Raw genomic sequence first — 16,886 nt, 5'->3', positions numbered from 1 at the left:
AATTACTTGCCAGGGCGCTCCACTGCTATGCTTGCTGGCAATGACCGCGCTTGTAACAAGCGGTTATACATAGATTCTGCATAGGCTGGGGGCACTACAAATTGACCGCTATTGGTTGCTTTGATTTTGTAGGTGAATTCGGTAATGGTATTCGTTACCGCGCCGTAGAACACCACGCGATCTTCACGAATATCGGCGTACGTTGGTTGCCAACCGCCACCTATGCCTAATGGGCTAGTCCAGCTAGAGGCTTCGGCCGCGTAACTTTCACCATCTTCATATCCTTCATGAATAGAGGTTTCGGTAACGCTTGCTTCAGCCTGCAGCACTGGCTCAAAACCACCTGGCAATAAATCAACAATAGCTACATCGTCGATATTGCCGTCAATTGCACGTATTTTGATACGTACGGTGATTTCATCACCCATCGTAATTGATTTAAGCGCAGCACCTTTATCGTCGGTATATTCACGAATGATTTCAATGCCTTGCTTCAAAGCAGTTGTTGGTGCTTTTACGTCAAAACCAGATTCTGTTACCGCGTAGAATAACGGTAAACTGCTTGGCCCTTGCAGTTTCAAGCGAGTAGTATCTGGTGCGAAGTTAACTAGCGGAGCTATGTTTTCTGGCAATGTAAGTACCGTGACTTTACCTTGCTTATCTATGGCGCTAATGCCCATTTCGCCTACTACTTTTTTGCCAGAGACGTTTGCATAAGCATCAAAGCCTAATAGTGCATAAGACGAAGATAATGTGTTAAATCGTCCGGCAGAAATCGGCTGCATAATGTTACTTAAGCCTGTGGCTGAAATGTCTTTTACACGGTCAGGAAAGTGACGTGAAACCAGATACAGCGTTTGTGCGTTTCGCACGACATCATCGTAATAATGCCCATAGATGGCTTTTTGGTTGCTGGCACCAAGCAGATTGATTGGTTTTGCAATCAGTTCATTTGCCACTGCATGTTGCTGTAGCAACTGGTAGCTTGCTGCAAGATAGGCGGCAGTTAAATCTGAACGCCATTCTTTAAAACTAGCATCCGTTAAAGTTTTAGCGTCCAGCGTGCTGCGTAAATTAGCTAATAATGGTGTGGTAATTATGCCTTCGCGAGTAAGTAAGTAGGTGGCATAGGCACGCACGCGGGCATCATTTAAGCTGTTAGCAGGGCTGGCAGCTAATCTTTGCAGGTAATCCAAGCCTTTTTTGAGCATATCCGCAGGGATGGCTTCGCCAGCATTTGCGTGGTCGCGTGCCTCAAGCAACATGTGTACTGCGTACACGCTGGCAAACTCGTCGGCACTTACACTGGCGTCCCATAAACCAAAACCACCTTCAGCATTTTGGCGTGAACGTAATACGCTTAAGGCATTTTCAACGTTAGCATTTTTGCTTTTACTGATGCTGGTGAGTAATTCAGGACGTTTTTTTAGCACCACAAGCGGAAATACCTGGCTGACTAACTGTTCAGTGCAGCTATGCTCATAATTACTTAAGTAATCAAGCAAGCCACCAGCCGCTACTAAAGGCAATGGTGAAACGCTGGCTTGGGTAACGCGATATTCTGCAAATAGATTGCGTTTTACTGTCACTTGAGTGTCACCCTTAAAGCTGCCTGTTTGCATCAAGGTTAAATGCGGTGTGGCTGGGCGTACGCTAATTTCGGTACCTAATTTTGCGGATTTGGCACCGATACTGGCGACAAACTCTAGTCGAGCTGAGCCTAATTTGGCGGCTGCGCCATCTTTGACTTTAAGCTTGTAAAGCGCAGTACCTTCGCGCATTTCGCTAATTTTAAGGACTTGTTTAGCTGTGCCGACTAACTCGAACGTGGGTGAGGCTGCCAGATTAAGCGTGACTGCAGCATCCTTGCCCGAGCCTTGCACGTTATTGGCTACACCTACGCTTACATCAAATGTATCACCTGGTGTTACCGTCAGCGGTGCATTGGGTGATAATACAAAGTCACCGCGCACAATTGCATCACCAGTAGTCATGCCGATGCTGACATCATTCACCATCACTGCAATTAGGCGCATTTTGCCGTTAAATGTTTCTGGTACGGTGTATTCAAACGTTTTGCTTCCCGTGACATCCACAATGCCAGACCAATAGACCGCTGGTTTGTCGGTTTTGCGTTTGAACGGGTTTAAGTGTTTGCCTAATGCACCGTCAGCATCACCGCCCGGCGCGGTTGCGGCCATTATTTTTTTGAATTCAGGCAGGATTAAATCCAGAATCTGCGAGGTTGAAACTTCTAGCTGGCGTTTCTGAAAGAAGAAACCAAGCGCATCAGGGTTTTGATACCGCGCTACTTGCAATATGCCTTCATCCACTGCGAAGATTACAGCACGACCTGGTTTAGCGGCTTCTAGCTTCATTTTAAGCACTTGGCCAGGTTTAATTAAAGCGGGTGCCGTGAGTTTCAGTATATTTGTACGTTGCGCCAGACTGGTGGCAAACGGCACTACACCGTAAGATAACGGGCTGGTGAAAATTTCGTCGGAGCTTGGGTCTCTTACAAACTGTACGCTCACATAGCCATTACCTTCAAAATCTGCAGGCAATGTGATTTTCTGTACGGAAGCTTGTGTGTCTACCTTAAACCAATGCTGTGCATAGACTTTATCACGCTCGATGGTAATGAGCCCTGCACCCACGTATGGCGCACGTATGCTCACGCTAATTTCTTCACCTGGAACATAGTCTTTTTTATCCAGCACCAGTTGCAACTCTGCATTGCGCTCCAGTGAGCGGCTCACATTACCCAAGCCTGCCACGCTATATTCCACGCGATTAAGCTCTAAACCATCTTTATTTTTAAGCACATAAGCAAAATCACCCGGTATTTCAGTTGCAAGCGTCAAGATATTACCAGACGAATTGATGGTATAGGGCGATGCTTTAACCAGCACTTCTTTTTTGCGAGATTCATATTTAAACGTACCGCTACCTTGTTTAGTCAGTACTGATACATATTTGCGCTCGATTAAATTCAAGCTCAAGTCCTCAGTAGCAACTTTTCGCAGGATGGAGTTCACTGCAATCAAGTTGACGTTGCGTTTACTGGCTTTGCTTACATAATTCAAATCCCCATCAGCTTTAAAGCCGATTAAATAAGGCTGTTCAGAGATTAATGTCGCAGCTTCTGCAGAAACGCTGCGTCCGCCGCCAGCTTCATACGCCTGTGCAACAATGTTAAGTCTGTAGGTCGCTTTAGTGTATTTTTCCAAACCAAGTGCAAACTCGGCAACTCCCTGTACATTGCTTGTGGCATCGCTTAGCTTCTCGCTATAGCCTTCTTTAGCACGTAGCGGGTCATAGAATGCAAAGTCTTTATATTGACTAAACGCAGGGTAGGCAGGGCTAAGCGTCAGCGTTGCTGTCACACGCCTGTTTTCAGCAGGTGTGCCAAACAGGTTTTGCACATTGATATTAGCTTTTAAATCTTTGGGGTTGAGCCAGCCTTCAGTATTTTCCGGGTAAAGCGTAGCATCTTTCGCGAATAAGGCTTTAACTTTCATGCGGTCTGGTAAGAATTCCTGGACCTTTACCGTGACCGAGCCTAATTGCTGATATGCATTATTGTCTTTTACTGAATATAAGTTAATGGTGTAGCTGCCAGTCGGCGCGGTTTCCAAAGTTTTATATTCCAGTTCGTTAAAGCCGCCTGCGCCTAATCTGACCGTTTGTTTTTTTACCGTTAAGCCACGCGCATCTAATACTTCCGCCTCTAGTGGCAGGCCATCCAAAGCCTTTGCCCAAGTGGCTGTTTTAACAATCATACCGATATGCATGGTATCGCCAGGACGATAGATACCACGGTCTGAGAATAAGTAAGCATTTAAGCTGTCTGAAGTTGCAGCATTAGCCACACCGCCGACATCAAAACGTGAGTAATCCAGGTTTCTGTCATAACGGTTAATAGGTAAAAAGCTTAAGTCGCCAGCTTTTTTCACAATGTACATAATCGGCGCACGCTCGCGTTGCAAGCCATCTAACTTGGTAAAACTTACGCGTCCATTAGCATCGGTAGTGTGGCTGAAAATCGCCTGACCATTTTTGGCGATGACTTCAACCGTAGCACCAGCCACAGGTAAGCCGGTATGAATTGATTGCACATAGACCACTTGTGAGCCATCTAACTCTTTTTTAGCAATCAAGCCTAAATCCGTCACCAGTATAAGGCGTTTATCAACAAACTCCTCTGGGTATGGAGTTGAGGGGTTATTGTCATGGCTGGTTTGTTCATCTTCTGTGTTATCGCCAGATGCTTCTTTAGTCGGCTTGTAGCCGCGCACTGTGAGCAAGAATACACCGCGTTTTACTTCACCCTGACTTAAGTACTCAGTTAAATCAAGTGCCTCATAATGCGCTTTACCAGACTCAAGGTTTAGTGGAATATTTTTCTCAAAACGCTCAGTTAAGTTGTCTCCATCAATATAGTAATTGAATGAAGGGCTGTTAAAAGTACCATTGCTTTGTGTGACCAAGTGCTGCAACTGGCCTGGTAGAATACGGCCAATCTCCATTTTAATTCCAGGTAAATCACGCGCTAATACCGCCACTTTACGTTCGCCGCTTAATGCCAATAATGACCCTTGGCTTAGAATTTTTACTTCAGCAGGAAAAGGCGGCACTTGCAATATGTGCTGATTAACTGCGCCTAATTGATAGCCACCAAATGATTTTAAGCCTTTCTCAATTTGCACATAAATGTAACTGCCTACAGGGGCTTTGTATTTAAATGAATGTGATTCAACATTTTCACGCTCGGCAGGAGTCGCTACTAATGTGAGTGGTTTGCTGGCTGCCAATAACGCTGCAGTAATTTCTTTATTGTTACCCCATACATATGGATGCTTCAATTCTTCAGCGGTACTCACCAGTTTATTACGCGGCAGTACCCAAGCTTTAATATGGCTTGCCATTTCTTTTTCATTGACAGTAGCAGAAGCGTTGAGTAATAAAATCTGCTCAGGCTCATTTTGATCATTAGAAACCACAATCGGGCTGACTTCGTTAATCAGCAGGCTATAAAGGCCGGGCACGTTAACGCTTTGTGTTAAGGCGGTATCAAAAGGCTTGCCGCCATTAACTGCCTTCAAGCCTTTATTGATGGTCACTTTCAGCACGCTATCGTCTTTAGGAATAGAGAGTGGCGCGGAGTGGATATAAGCGTTAAGTTTTAACTTGTCGTAACTCACGACAAATGGAATAGTGTCTGACCCAAAGCTTAACAAGCTGGTTTTTCTGGTTCGCATTTTAAGGGTAATGCTTTTTTCTAACTTTACCGCATCAACAGGGTGGCTAAAGTTCAGGTTCACCACTACTTTTTTCATCGCAGCATTGATTGGGTCTTGATAAAACTCGCTATTCACTATGCCTGCGATAAATAAGGGCGAAGTAAATTCCACATCCCATTTATCCAATAAAGTTTTTGACGTAAACGCTTTTGCATTTAAGCTTACTTTATATTGCGTGCCTACAGGCCAATCGGCTTTTGGCTGAAACGATAACTCATTCTCAGTACGCCATTTCCATACACCTTCGATTTTTGGCATTACTGTAAGGCCTGCGGTCACGGTTTTACCAACATGCTCAATCGGTGCCACAGAACTATCAAAGCTTATTGTCAGCGGGTTTGGAGGTAGGTTGTATTCAATTTCCGTTCTTGTTGGCGCGGTGACGGTGACTTTTACGGTAACTGGCTGAGGCATTGCCTTATACCATGCCCAGCCTTGCCAGCTACCTGCAAGCAATGCCGCTAACAAAGCAATCACACCTAAGATTTTGACTGGATTTTGTGCAATGGCAGCACGTAAGTTGCAGAGCTTGCCACCGCACCATTTCACCCAAGATGGCGCTTTGTACTCAACGGAACCGAAGAAAAAGCTAAGTACAGTACTTAATATTTGCCATAAATGAACAAAAATCATTTTGGTGAACTGTAAGCCTGAATGCAGGAATGACATGAAAAATCCTTATTTTTTTGAAAAGCCATATCAGTCGTGAGGCTTTATTTTTTAGTGCATAAATCATACTACTGATTAACCATTTTGGCAGGGCTAAAAGCAAAGTTTGGTGATAAAATCACATTGAATTATTAAAGTTTTAACAAAGGGTTAGCATGAGCAATTTAGTAGAAGTATTAGTGCCGGATATCGGCAACTTTGACAGCGTGGATGTGATTGAAGTGTTAGTGAAAGTTGGCGATGTGATTGCCAAAGAGGATTCATTGATTACTGTGGAATCTGATAAAGCATCGATGGATATTCCTTCTTCAATCGCGGGTGTCGTTAAAGAATTAAAAGTAAAGGTGGGCGATAAAGTCGCTAAAGATAGTTTGATATTAATGGTTCTGGCTGAAGCAAATGCTGAAGCCTCGCATAAGAAAGAAGTGGTTGCAGAGAATACTACACCCGCGCCTGCTGAAGTAAAGCCAGTCGCCGCAGCTGTTGCTACTCCAGCAGTTACAGGCACTGCAGATTTACATGCAGAAGTCGTCGTTTTAGGTTCAGGTCCTGGTGGTTACACAGCCGCATTCCGCGCTGCGGATTTGGGTAAAAAAGTTGTGCTGATTGAGCGTTATTCAACACTTGGTGGCGTTTGTTTAAACGTAGGCTGCATCCCTTCTAAAGCTTTGCTACATACCGCAAAAGTGATTACCGAGGCAGAAGAAACTGCACATCATGGCGTGAGCTTTGGTGCGCCAACAGTTGATTTAGACCAACTGCGTAACTGGAAAGCCAATGATGTCGTTGGCAAACTCACTGGCGGTTTGGCTGCAATGGCAAAACAACGCCAAGTTACCACGGTGCAGGGTGTAGGTAAATTTACTGGCCCAAATCAAATAGCCATTACTGCGGCTGATGGTAAGGTGACGACGGTTTCTTTTGACAATGCGATTATTGCGGCAGGCTCACAAGCTACTAAATTTCCAGGTGCAGTTGAAGATGAGCGCATTATGGATTCTACTGGTGCGTTAGCATTAGCAGATGTACCAAAACGTATGTTGGTCATCGGCGGCGGTATTATCGGCTTAGAAATGGGTACGGTATATGATGCGCTGGGCACCAAAGTCAGTGTAGTTGAGTTTACAGATGGCTTAATCCAAGGCTGTGACCGTGATTTGGTGCGCCCACTACAAAAACGCATGGAAAAACGTTTTGAAAGCATCATGCTTAACACAAAAGTCGCAAAAATGGATGCCAAAAATGATGGTATTCATGTAACGTTTGAAGGTGTCAATGGTAATGCAGATGCCCCTAAAGGTGTAGAAGTTTACGACCGCGTATTGGTGTCTATCGGTCGCCGTCCTAACGGTAAAAATATCGGTGCTGAACATGCCGGTGTGGCAGTAGATGATTACGGTTTTATTGCAGTAGATAAACAAATGCGCACCCGTGATAACAATGGAAATACGATTTCGCATATTTTTGCGATTGGCGATATTGTTGGTCAGCCTATGTTGGCACACAAAGCTACGCATGAAGGTAAGGTTGCTGCAGAAGTGATTGCTGGCGAGAAGGTTGAATTCGTGGCTTCAGTCATTCCGTCAGTCGCTTATACCGACCCGGAAGTGGCGTGGGTAGGCGTGACTGAAATAGAAGCAAAAGCCAAAGGTATTGAGATTGAAAAAGCTTCATTCCCTTGGGCCGCTAGTGGCCGCGCGCTCTCTATCGCGCGTACTGAGGGTTCAACTAAACTGATATTCGATAAACACACTCACCGTATCATCGGCGCAGGTATCGTTGGTGTGAACGCTGGCGAGTTACTGGCAGAAGCTGTACTAGCCATAGAAATGGGCGCAGATGCGCATGATTTAGGCCTGACTATTCATGCCCATCCAACTTTGTCTGAAACCGTCTGCTTCGCGGCAGAGATGAAAGAGGGCACGATTACTGACCTCTACATCAAAAAAAGATAGCAGAACTTAATGTCCAGCCCTGATTTTCTTGCAAAACTGGCGCAGGTTTTACCTGCTGACAGGGTCTACACCGACCCTGTTGATTGCTATGCCTACGCTTACGATAATTCGCGCATTTTTCATGCGCCGATTGCCGTGGTTTTTCCGCTCAATGTTGAAGAAGTTCAGGCTGTCATCAAGCTTTGCAATGCACATAAAGTGCCTGTCGTGCCGCGTGGGCGCGGTACTGGCACAGCGGGTGGTAGTGTGCCGGAAGCTGGTGGAGTGGCACTTTCACTTGAGCGCATGAACAAAATTATCAGCGTAGACCCAGACAACCGCATGGCGATTATCGAACCTGGTGTGTTGAATCAAGAGTTGCAAGATGCCATAAAAGGGGTTGGTTTCTTTTGGCCGCCAGACCCGTCAAGCGCAGCGTATTGCAGTATAGGGGGCAACCTTGCCACTTGTGCGGCAGGGCCACATGCCGTGAAGTACGGCGTTGCGCGCGACCATGTACTGGGCTTAAAAGCAGTCACTGGCAATGGCGATATTATCAAAACAGGCTGTTACACCAGCAAGGGCGTGGTTGGCTATGATTTAACCAGATTGTTGGTTGGCTCTGAAGGCACGCTGGCAGTCATTGTGGAAGCTACACTTAAACTCACGCCTTTGCCTAAACACACAGGCGGCATAACAGCAGAATTTATAGATACTTTTAGTTGTGCAAAAGCAATCGCCGCGATTATGGCACAGCCTTATACGCCGAGCGCATTAGAGTTTTTGGATAACGGTGCGCTTAATCTTATTCGAGGCCGCCATAAAAACCTGTTGCCTGAGAATGCCCGTGCTTATTTGATGATAGAAGTGGATGGCGCACAGCAGGAAATCATTGAAGCGACCCAAGCTATTTTGCAAGCCTGCCAAGTGGAAGGCTTAATTGAGGCAAAACCAGCTGAAGATACCAAAGCGCTGTGGGCGGCACGTAAGGCATTGTCACCTTTGCTCAAAGATATTGCCCCGAAAAAAATCAATGAAGACATTGCTGTGCCTGTTTCACACTTGCCAGAATTGCTGACAGGGTTGGAAAAGCTGGCTGCGCAATATCAAATATCCAATGTGAATTTCGGCCATGCGGGCAATGGTAATATTCATGTGAATTTATTGGTGAATCCAGAAAATTCCGATGAGATGAAGCGTGCTTATGAGTGCCTGGACGAAGTGTTCAGTCTGGTGTTATCACTGCAAGGCACGCTGTCAGGCGAACACGGCGTTGGTATGGCAAAACGCCCATTTATTTCACGTGAGATTGATGAGACGACTATCAATCTGATGAAGGCTGTTAAATTGACGTTTGATCCGAATAATATTTTGAATCCGGGTAAATTGTTTCCGTAATTTCTTAGCCTAGTTATTCTTAGCATAGTTATTTTGCTCGGGTAAATTTTGCAAAATAAATAGCACAACCAAAAAACACGACACTAAGTACAACCTCTATAAGCGCTAATTTGGCTGAAAGGCCAACATCAGACCATGCACGCACCACGCCTTCAGTAAAATAAAGCAAAATAAACATGCTTGCCCATTGGTAGGTATAGCGCTTGCCGTGCAATATGCCAAACAAAGGTAATAGTAGCGGAACAGTTTTCAGCATAAGCAAGGACCCGCCGGGTTTTAGCGGCGCCAATATGGTCTCCCATGCCAAACACAATAGTATCAGCGCGATGAGACTGATACTTGCGCCCAGCCGAAGGTATTGAAGTTTAATGTTTTGAATCATGGATTTGCCGCTTTCGACATGCTGACTAATGCTGCTCTGGCTGACTGCGCGTCATGAATCGGTTGGTCAAAATTGAAGCGTAAAATTTGCGTTTGCCCATTGCTAATAGTCACTTTGGCATCAAAACCATCACTATCAATCCCCAGCATTTCGGCGTGCTCAGGATTAATGCCATGAAAGTGTTTGCTATACGCGATGAGGCTATGAAGATGGTCAGCATTCATATGTTCGATAATAGAAGTTTCCTGGGCTGCGAGTTGCGAGTTGTCAACAGGGTTGCCATCCGAAAGCTTATTACCTGAGAGACCATCACTAGAAAGCTTTTCCCTGGAAATCCAGCCCATTCTGCCAAAGCCGGCAATGTAGCGCACCTGCGCGATTTCAATACGATAAAAATTAAAGTCGTGCATATCAAAATAGCTGGCAGCTTGCGGTAGGTAGCGCAAATAACGTGTGCGTAAATCTATATCTTCTTTACCAATTTGTTTTACTTCACCAATAATAGTCAGGCGTGCGCTGGCTTGTAAATCGTCATTACCAGCAAAAACCAGCAATGACACTTTAGGGTTTGCTATGATGTTTTGCGTGTGTTCAGCGATGCTGCTTATTAAAATAACAGGCTGACCGCTATGATCCAAAACAAAAGGCGCAACAGAGCCAAAAGGATAACCAGGAAATTTTGCTGAATACGTTGAAAGAACACCACTTTGTGTCGTGCGTAAAAATTGTAATGCCTCTTTGGCTAAGCTCACTATTTGGTCTCTTTTTAAGTGCTTGTTTTATTGGTTAAGCTTTAGTGCGGTTTGTGCTAAACGCTTGCCTAAAGCAAGGCAGAGTTTACGTTCATCCGCGCTAATCGGTTTATCATCCATAGCGCCACCAATGTGACTCGCGCCATAAGGTGTGCCGCCGGTTTGCGTGCTGGATAACTCAGGTTCTGAATACGGCAAACCCACCATCAGCATGCCGTGGTGCATTAGTGGCAGCATCATCGTAAGCAGCGTAGTTTCATTGCCGCCGTGCATAGAGCCAGTACTAGTGAATACGGCGGCTGGCTTGCCAACAAGTGCGCCTTTTAGCCATAAGCCGACAGTGCCATCTAAAAAATATTTCATAGGTGCTGCCATATTGCCAAAACGTGTAGGGCTGCCAAGTGCCAATCCTATGCATTCCTCTAAGTCGCTCTGTTCAACATAGGGTGCGCCGCTATCAGGAATTTCTGGCTCAGTGGCTTCACAGTTAGCTGAAACTTTGGGCACGGTACGAATGCGCGCGTTGATGTTTGGCACACTCTCAACGCCGCGCGCAATTAGTTGTGCCATTTCGCGTACAGCGCCGCCTTGTGAGTAATATAGAACTAGAATTTCGCTCATTTTTTTCTTTTATCTTTAATATGTTGTTTCTTCGCATCCAACTCGAATAAACCGATTGTACTGATAAGGTCACTAAATTTGGCGTAACCATAATTTCGCGAATCAAATGCTGAATAATTTTTGAGAATATGTTTTTTTACTTCGCTTAAATTAGCAAAGCCGTCTTCATTGGATTCAGATATTGCTTCTATTGCTGAGCGAATCAATGACACCAGTTTGGTATCCATTGCTAATTGCTTGGATGTTTTTTTGATAACAGGTGTCAATAACGCAGTTTCGTCAAGCGGAGTGCTCGCAGGTTTTATTTCAAGACTGGATTTAGCATTATTACCTGGTTTTGTATCAGTCTCATCTAAATCAACAGATGAGACATCTGACAATTTGTTCTGAGACAATATTTCAATATAAATAAACTGGTTACAAGCTGCTCTTAAAGACTCTGGTGTTTTCTTTTCCCCAAAGCCATAAACAAACTTACCGGATTCACGAAACCGAATCGCTAATCTGGTGAAATCACTATCGCTGGAAACAATGCAAAACCCATCTAGCGGAGCAGTGTAAAGTAAGTCCATTGCGTCAATGATAAGCGCACTGTCAGTAGCATTTTTGCCTTTAGTGTTGGCATATTGCTGTATGGGCTGAATAGCATGTTTGGGCAATATTTCCTTCCACCGGCTTAACTGGCTTTGCGTCCAGTCTCCATAAATGCGTCTGACACTCGCATCCCCAAATTTTGATATTTCTTCGAATAATTCGTCAATAATCGGAATTACATTAAATGTATTGTCCGCATCAATCAGCACGGCAAGTCTAGGGTTTTCTTTATCTCTGTTCATCTGGTTTATTTGTGTTCAAATGGTTATTTGAAGCTAAAAGTATACAGCACATCTACCGCACTTTCTGTGCCTGCTTCAGCGCGCAATGACCAACGTGATGTCATGTTAAAAGTGAGTCTGGCGACATCCAGTAATCCGCTGATGCTTTTTTGGTAACTCAAATAAAGTCTGGAGGTAAGACGTTTGCCAAATACAACTGAAGCGTTTGTCGCGTCACCGCCAGCGAAACTAAATTCATCCAGCCCGGCCGCGCGGGCAAGTTGAGTTTGCAACGGCACCGATTGCCCTTGTGATAATAATACGCCGGCAGCTAACGACAGTAAGCCATAATCATTCTTGGTGGTTTGATCCATGCCATGGCCGAGCACCAGCCATGATAGCTTTTCGCTATCGGTCACATTTGGGTCAGAAACCAGCTTGGTGATGGGCAGGAAAGCCGTGCCGGTAATTTCAATACCCGCATTAACTGGTTTGCTGTTACGCATGGCGCGTATGTTTACGCCTGGGTTATCTACAGTACCGTTAAAGTTGATAACGCCTCGCTCTATAGTGAGCACTTGGCCATAGGCCATATAGGTGCCTTTTTTAACCTGAATGACACCTTCTGTGTGCGGCCGATACTGGGTTAAACCCGTTAAGGTAAGGGCGCCAGTCAGTTCGGCATCAAGTCCTCGGCCGCGTAGAATAAACTCTTTGCCCAGGTCAATGTGTAAGCCATTAAGTAGAATCCTGAGCGCCGACTCTGGAATATACTCGGTTTGGCCTAATATCACGACATCATCACCAAGTGCAGGCGTGTCTTCATCAGCAAGTTCAACCAAGCCTTTCACAACGGTAAAGCTACCTGAAATGGTCAGCATGTCATTTGCTAACGTGGTTTTGCCCGCGCCATTTAAGGTTAACAAGCGATCCGCACGGGAGATTGCGGTGAACTTTTCCGCAGTCCAGTCCAGATCAATTGCGGGTTTACCTTTATTCAGCAACAGCGAACCCGTGGCATTTAAATGACCTTCGCCACCTTGCCATGACGCTTTTTTGATGAGTAGCTGGTCATTTTCAAAGCTCGCCTCAAGAATGCCATGGCTAAAATTGACACCTTCTGTGGGCAGTGAAAATTGCAAATTCTTGCCATTAACATTGCCGCTTAAATTGGGCGCGCCAAGCGTGCCATTGGCAGCAACTGATATATTCAGCGCACCATCAAAGCTGGCATCCATCAGTGAAGATGGTAATGGTAACCATGCTAGTGTGTGGAGTAGAGCTGTGCCGTCCAAGGTTAGCGGTGCGCTGGCGAGTAAGGCATAGCCAGAATCGACCTTGGTAAAGGTGGTGGTTAAGTTGGCATCTAAATTGCCAACGTTCTGTCCGTTAAGCTTTGCCTTGACCGTGGCATGGTTGTTTAATAATTCCGCATCCAGTTTTACTTCCTGCAGCCCAAGTGGTTTTGTCGTGCCATCAGCCGCAGTCATTGTGAAATCGCCAGATTCTCGCCAAAAGCTAAGGTTACCGTTTAGGCTATCTGAGGCGCTAATATCCCATTTTCCTGAAAATATGGGGTTGCCTTGCAGGGTTGAAGGTAAGCTAAATAATCCAGCTGGTAAATCTTCCAGCGCAATTTGGTCTGCATGGCCTTTGCTTGCAAACCCATCTGAGCCTATCTTTAAAAGGTCGATAAACACGCGACCTTTAGTGAGCTGTAAGCTGGCTTTTTCTAGTGTCGCACCTTTAGTACTAAGTATAAGTGGTGCTGGTGCGGTAAGTTTGATGAGTGCATTTCCATTAAAAGTAAGATGCTGCAATACGCCTAGCCAATCATTTGTTCCTGTTAATCCGCCTTGCAACATGCTTTCAAATTTAAACTCCTGACCTTGGGCCGTCATTTTAAGCTGATGATTTGCGCGAGTGCCTTGTAAAGTCATGCTTCCATCTGCCAGAGTATGTTGGCCGTATTGCAAATTGCTGGCTTTGAATTCACCTTCTACCTTGCCATTTTCATCAGACATCACGACTGCCTGTCCTTCCAGTTTGTCAGCTTTAAAGCCGCCTGGCAGGCTCAAATTTTGTGCCAGTAATTTAAATTGCAGGGCCAGGTTCTCAAAAGAACCTGTTAATGTGCCGTTAGCCTTTGCGTTGCCAGAATATTCCGCCCCAAATTTGCTCAGGTCAGCTAAATCTGCCTGCCATTCAAGGCGGCTATCAGGCTGGCCAAGGCTTCCTTTGGCCTTGATGTTATTGTCGGCGATGCTGGCCTGAAAGTCGATATTACGGATAATTGTGCCCTGGACTTTAGTGCCCTGGACTTTAGTGTCTAGAACTTTAGTGCCTTGGATTTCAGCACCTTCAATAAGCATCTTGCCAGCACTTTGAATGGCTTGGCCTTGCCATTGGCTATCTAGCGCCACGAATTGCAGGCTTGTTTGTAACTTAGGCAGCAGCTTGCCTTGAGCATTAACGTCAAAGTTGAGTTTTGCGGCTGGGTAGTTACCAAGGCGCTCAGGCTGAAGTTCGTTGATTTTGATATTAGCAGACAGCGGGTAATCATCCACCAAGCCTAACTGGCCATTGGCAATAAAACTGGCAACGGGTGCCACACCCTCCTGATTACTTTGCAATATTGCTAATAGCCCGTTCTGCTTTGCCAGCGCGCCTGCACTGTCAAAATGCAAGGTTTTCAGGTCACCTGAAAGCTGCACTTTGACATCATAAGGTGTATTGCCATCAGCTTTTTTTAGTACAACCCTGCCAGTCAGGGGAAACGGTTTTGCGGTGCTCATTTGCAGCGTTGTTGCCGCTTCGCCCCAAGGTGTAGCGGCGCGCAGGGAGTTCAGCTTGATAGATTTTGCGTCGGCTTCAAGATTAAATTTCACATTGCTTAAAATATGGCTTTCACCGCCACTGATAATCACCACTTCGGCAACTTCTGCTTGTTGAATTTTAATGGGGAAGGGTGGTTTGATGCGTTCAGGAAGACCTTTATCCTTAGCATTTTTAGAGCTATCACCAATTGTAACAATGAGGCGATTTGCGCGCATTTTCTCGACAAGCAACCTACCTTCGCCAAATGGCGAAAACTGCCAGCGGGCATCCAGTTTTTCAAGTTTCAGGTGGATGTTATCAAGCTCGTAGTTAAACGTATCAAGGCTGGCATTGGCACTAATCGACATTTCTCCGCGCGCTGGTGTAAATGCCAGCAGCACAAAGCCAAACAGAAAATAAACAAAGTGGCGGCGCAGCATCAGAAAGCTACCCCGATATTGAAATGCAGCCGATATTTACTGGTAGCTTCACCATAGGCAATGTCGGCGCCAATTGGACCTATCGGGCTTTTCCAGCGCGCGCCTAAGCCATAGCCATACACCGGGTCTAAATCCTGTATGCGGTTTGCCGCATTGCCAAAATCGACAAAAGCGGCGGCGCCCCATTGGTTAGTCAGCCACTGTATAACTTCTACGCTACCCGTTGCCAAATAACGGCCGCCAACGATGGCATCGCCTTCGTTAATCCCTAGACTTTGAAAAGCATAACCGCGAACGGACTGATCACCACCAGCACGGAATAGAAAGGCTTCTGGCGCACCATTTTTACCATTCACCATACCGAATTCAGCACGGCCAATCAATTGCGTACTAAGTGTAATAGGGTAATAGGCTTGGGTTTTAAAATAGCTCTGCAAAAACTTACCATCAGAAAGTGCATCAAGTGGCGCGCCGGAGAACTGTGCATTAAACAAGTAGCCGCGGGTGGGTGAAAGTTCGTTATCAGTGTGGCGGAGTGTAATGCCATAAGATAGCACTCCCACTTTTTTAGTGGTGGACTCACCACCATCCACATCCTGTTGCTCTACTAAGTAGCTCGACCCGATATATTGCTCACGTTTTCGTGGACCCCAAGCGCGCTTCACCCCTACTTGACTGGTTGTCAGGGTTTGGCCTTCAATCGCGCTGCGGTTCAGGCTCGCGTTGAAGCTATCCCGATAACCTTTACTTGTGACTGGCAGTTTGATTTCCCCGCCAATTGATTGTGCTTTTTGCTCAAGTTTTAAGCTGCTGATGAGCCGCCAGCCGCGATCCAGTATATTCAGGTCATCATAAGTCAACTGAGTGCGGGCCCCAGTATTGGTGCTGTAGCCTGCGCCAATGCCCATTTTGACACTTCTATTTTCTACGACAGTGACTTTAATTGGCGCAATATTGCTATCGGCAAGTTGCGTGTCTGCTGACACGGCTACACTCTGAAAATAGCCGCTTTCCTGCAAACGCGCCTGAAACGTGAGTAAGTCAGATTGGTTGTAAATGCTAGACGGCTTGATTGGATTCAGATTTTCTACAACGCGGGCAGGGTAGCGCTCTAAACCTTCGATGGTGGTTTCCCCGAACGTAATCACTGAGCCGCTATCAATCTCAACGGTCAGCGCAACGGTTTGATTCTCAAGATTTACTTCTGCCCTGCTGTTGCTAATCGTCGCGTTCGGAAAGCGCTCGACCAACAAGGTGGTTAATAGTTTTCGTTTGGCTTGATCCCAATCATCTTGCCGAAACGGCTCGCCAGTTTTTAACAGCCATGCATCACGTAGTTTTGGAATGCTGGTTTTATCGTCTATTTGCTGCTGATTGATGTCACCCGTAAACTTGAGGTTTACGTTGCTGATTAAAACTGGCGAGCCTGAATCAACCGTGAATTTGGCAGTGAAAATGCCATTTTGATTTTCTAGTGAAGGGCTGATTTTTGGTGAAAAATACCCTTCAGTGGCTACTAGATTTTTGATATTTTGAGGGGCTAGTAAATATAGCCGTTGCCACTCGGCAGGGTTCATGCGCGGATTATCGCGCCATTTGACCATATCTAAATGTTTTTGCAGTAATTCCTTGAGCTCTGTCGGGGCTTCTATTTCAACCTGATATTGCGCTGAATCTGCCAGTACTGGCAGAGTCCAAAATAGCAGCAATAAACAGGTTAAAAGGAGTTTTTTCAACTGTAAGCTACCTTTATCT

Annotated in this window: 9 protein-coding genes; 2 read left to right on the top strand and 7 right to left on the bottom strand. The window is 45.6% G+C overall.

Translation table 11 applies throughout. From position 1 onward, the window contains the following. Nucleotides 1-2: 2 nt before the first annotated feature. On the bottom strand, nucleotides 3-5,972 hold the full coding sequence (locus tag Q8J82_RS02330) for an alpha-2-macroglobulin (RefSeq protein WP_305327697.1): 5,970 nt from the start codon (nucleotides 5,970-5,972) through the stop codon (nucleotides 3-5). Nucleotides 5,973-6,127: 155 nt separating this feature from the next. Here Q8J82_RS02330 and lpdA point away from each other — a divergent pair, with 155 nt between their 5' ends. Next, nucleotides 6,128-7,927: a dihydrolipoyl dehydrogenase gene (gene lpdA / locus Q8J82_RS02325; RefSeq protein WP_305327696.1), complete on the top strand. Its 1,800-nt coding sequence runs from the start codon at nucleotides 6,128-6,130 to the stop codon at nucleotides 7,925-7,927. 9 nt (nucleotides 7,928-7,936) lie between these two features. Beyond that, the gene (locus tag Q8J82_RS02320) at nucleotides 7,937-9,304 is read left to right on the top strand and encodes an FAD-binding oxidoreductase (RefSeq protein ID WP_304890860.1); all 1,368 of its coding nucleotides are present in this window, start codon (nucleotides 7,937-7,939) and stop codon (nucleotides 9,302-9,304) included. A gap of 28 nt (nucleotides 9,305-9,332) precedes the next feature. On the opposite strand, the gene Q8J82_RS02315 is transcribed toward Q8J82_RS02320, so the two are convergent. Genes Q8J82_RS02315 through Q8J82_RS02290 form a run of 6 tightly spaced genes read right to left on the bottom strand, consistent with a single transcriptional unit; the run spans nucleotide 9,333 to nucleotide 16,867 of the window. Further along, the gene (locus Q8J82_RS02315; protein WP_304890859.1) at nucleotides 9,333-9,686 is read right to left on the bottom strand and encodes a DUF2069 domain-containing protein; all 354 of its coding nucleotides are present in this window, start codon (nucleotides 9,684-9,686) and stop codon (nucleotides 9,333-9,335) included. Then, nucleotides 9,683-10,438, bottom strand: coding sequence for a HugZ family protein (locus Q8J82_RS02310; protein WP_305252873.1), 756 nt, complete (start codon nucleotides 10,436-10,438; stop codon nucleotides 9,683-9,685). The genes Q8J82_RS02315 and Q8J82_RS02310 overlap by 4 nt, the downstream gene beginning before the upstream one ends. A 27-nt stretch (nucleotides 10,439-10,465) precedes the next feature. After that, the gene (gene wrbA / locus Q8J82_RS02305) at nucleotides 10,466-11,059 is read right to left on the bottom strand and encodes an NAD(P)H:quinone oxidoreductase (protein ID WP_305252875.1); all 594 of its coding nucleotides are present in this window, start codon (nucleotides 11,057-11,059) and stop codon (nucleotides 10,466-10,468) included. Beyond that, nucleotides 11,056-11,895, bottom strand: a complete 840-nt coding sequence (locus tag Q8J82_RS02300) for an NYN domain-containing protein (protein ID WP_304890856.1) — start codon at nucleotides 11,893-11,895, stop codon at nucleotides 11,056-11,058. The genes wrbA and Q8J82_RS02300 overlap by 4 nt, the downstream gene beginning before the upstream one ends. Before the next feature lie 23 nt (nucleotides 11,896-11,918). Further along, the gene (locus Q8J82_RS02295) at nucleotides 11,919-15,131 is read right to left on the bottom strand and encodes a translocation/assembly module TamB domain-containing protein (RefSeq protein ID WP_305252877.1); all 3,213 of its coding nucleotides are present in this window, start codon (nucleotides 15,129-15,131) and stop codon (nucleotides 11,919-11,921) included. Continuing rightward, complete coding sequence (locus Q8J82_RS02290) at nucleotides 15,131-16,867, bottom strand: autotransporter assembly complex family protein (RefSeq protein WP_305327695.1); 1,737 nt, start codon at nucleotides 16,865-16,867, stop codon at nucleotides 15,131-15,133. The genes Q8J82_RS02295 and Q8J82_RS02290 overlap by 1 nt, the downstream gene beginning before the upstream one ends. Between the last annotated feature and the right edge of the window lie 19 nt (nucleotides 16,868-16,886).

The organism is Methylotenera sp., assembly GCF_030684185.1.
GTDB lineage: Bacteria > Pseudomonadota > Gammaproteobacteria > Burkholderiales > Methylophilaceae > Methylotenera.
This window is presented reverse-complemented; position numbering and strand designations above follow the sequence as displayed.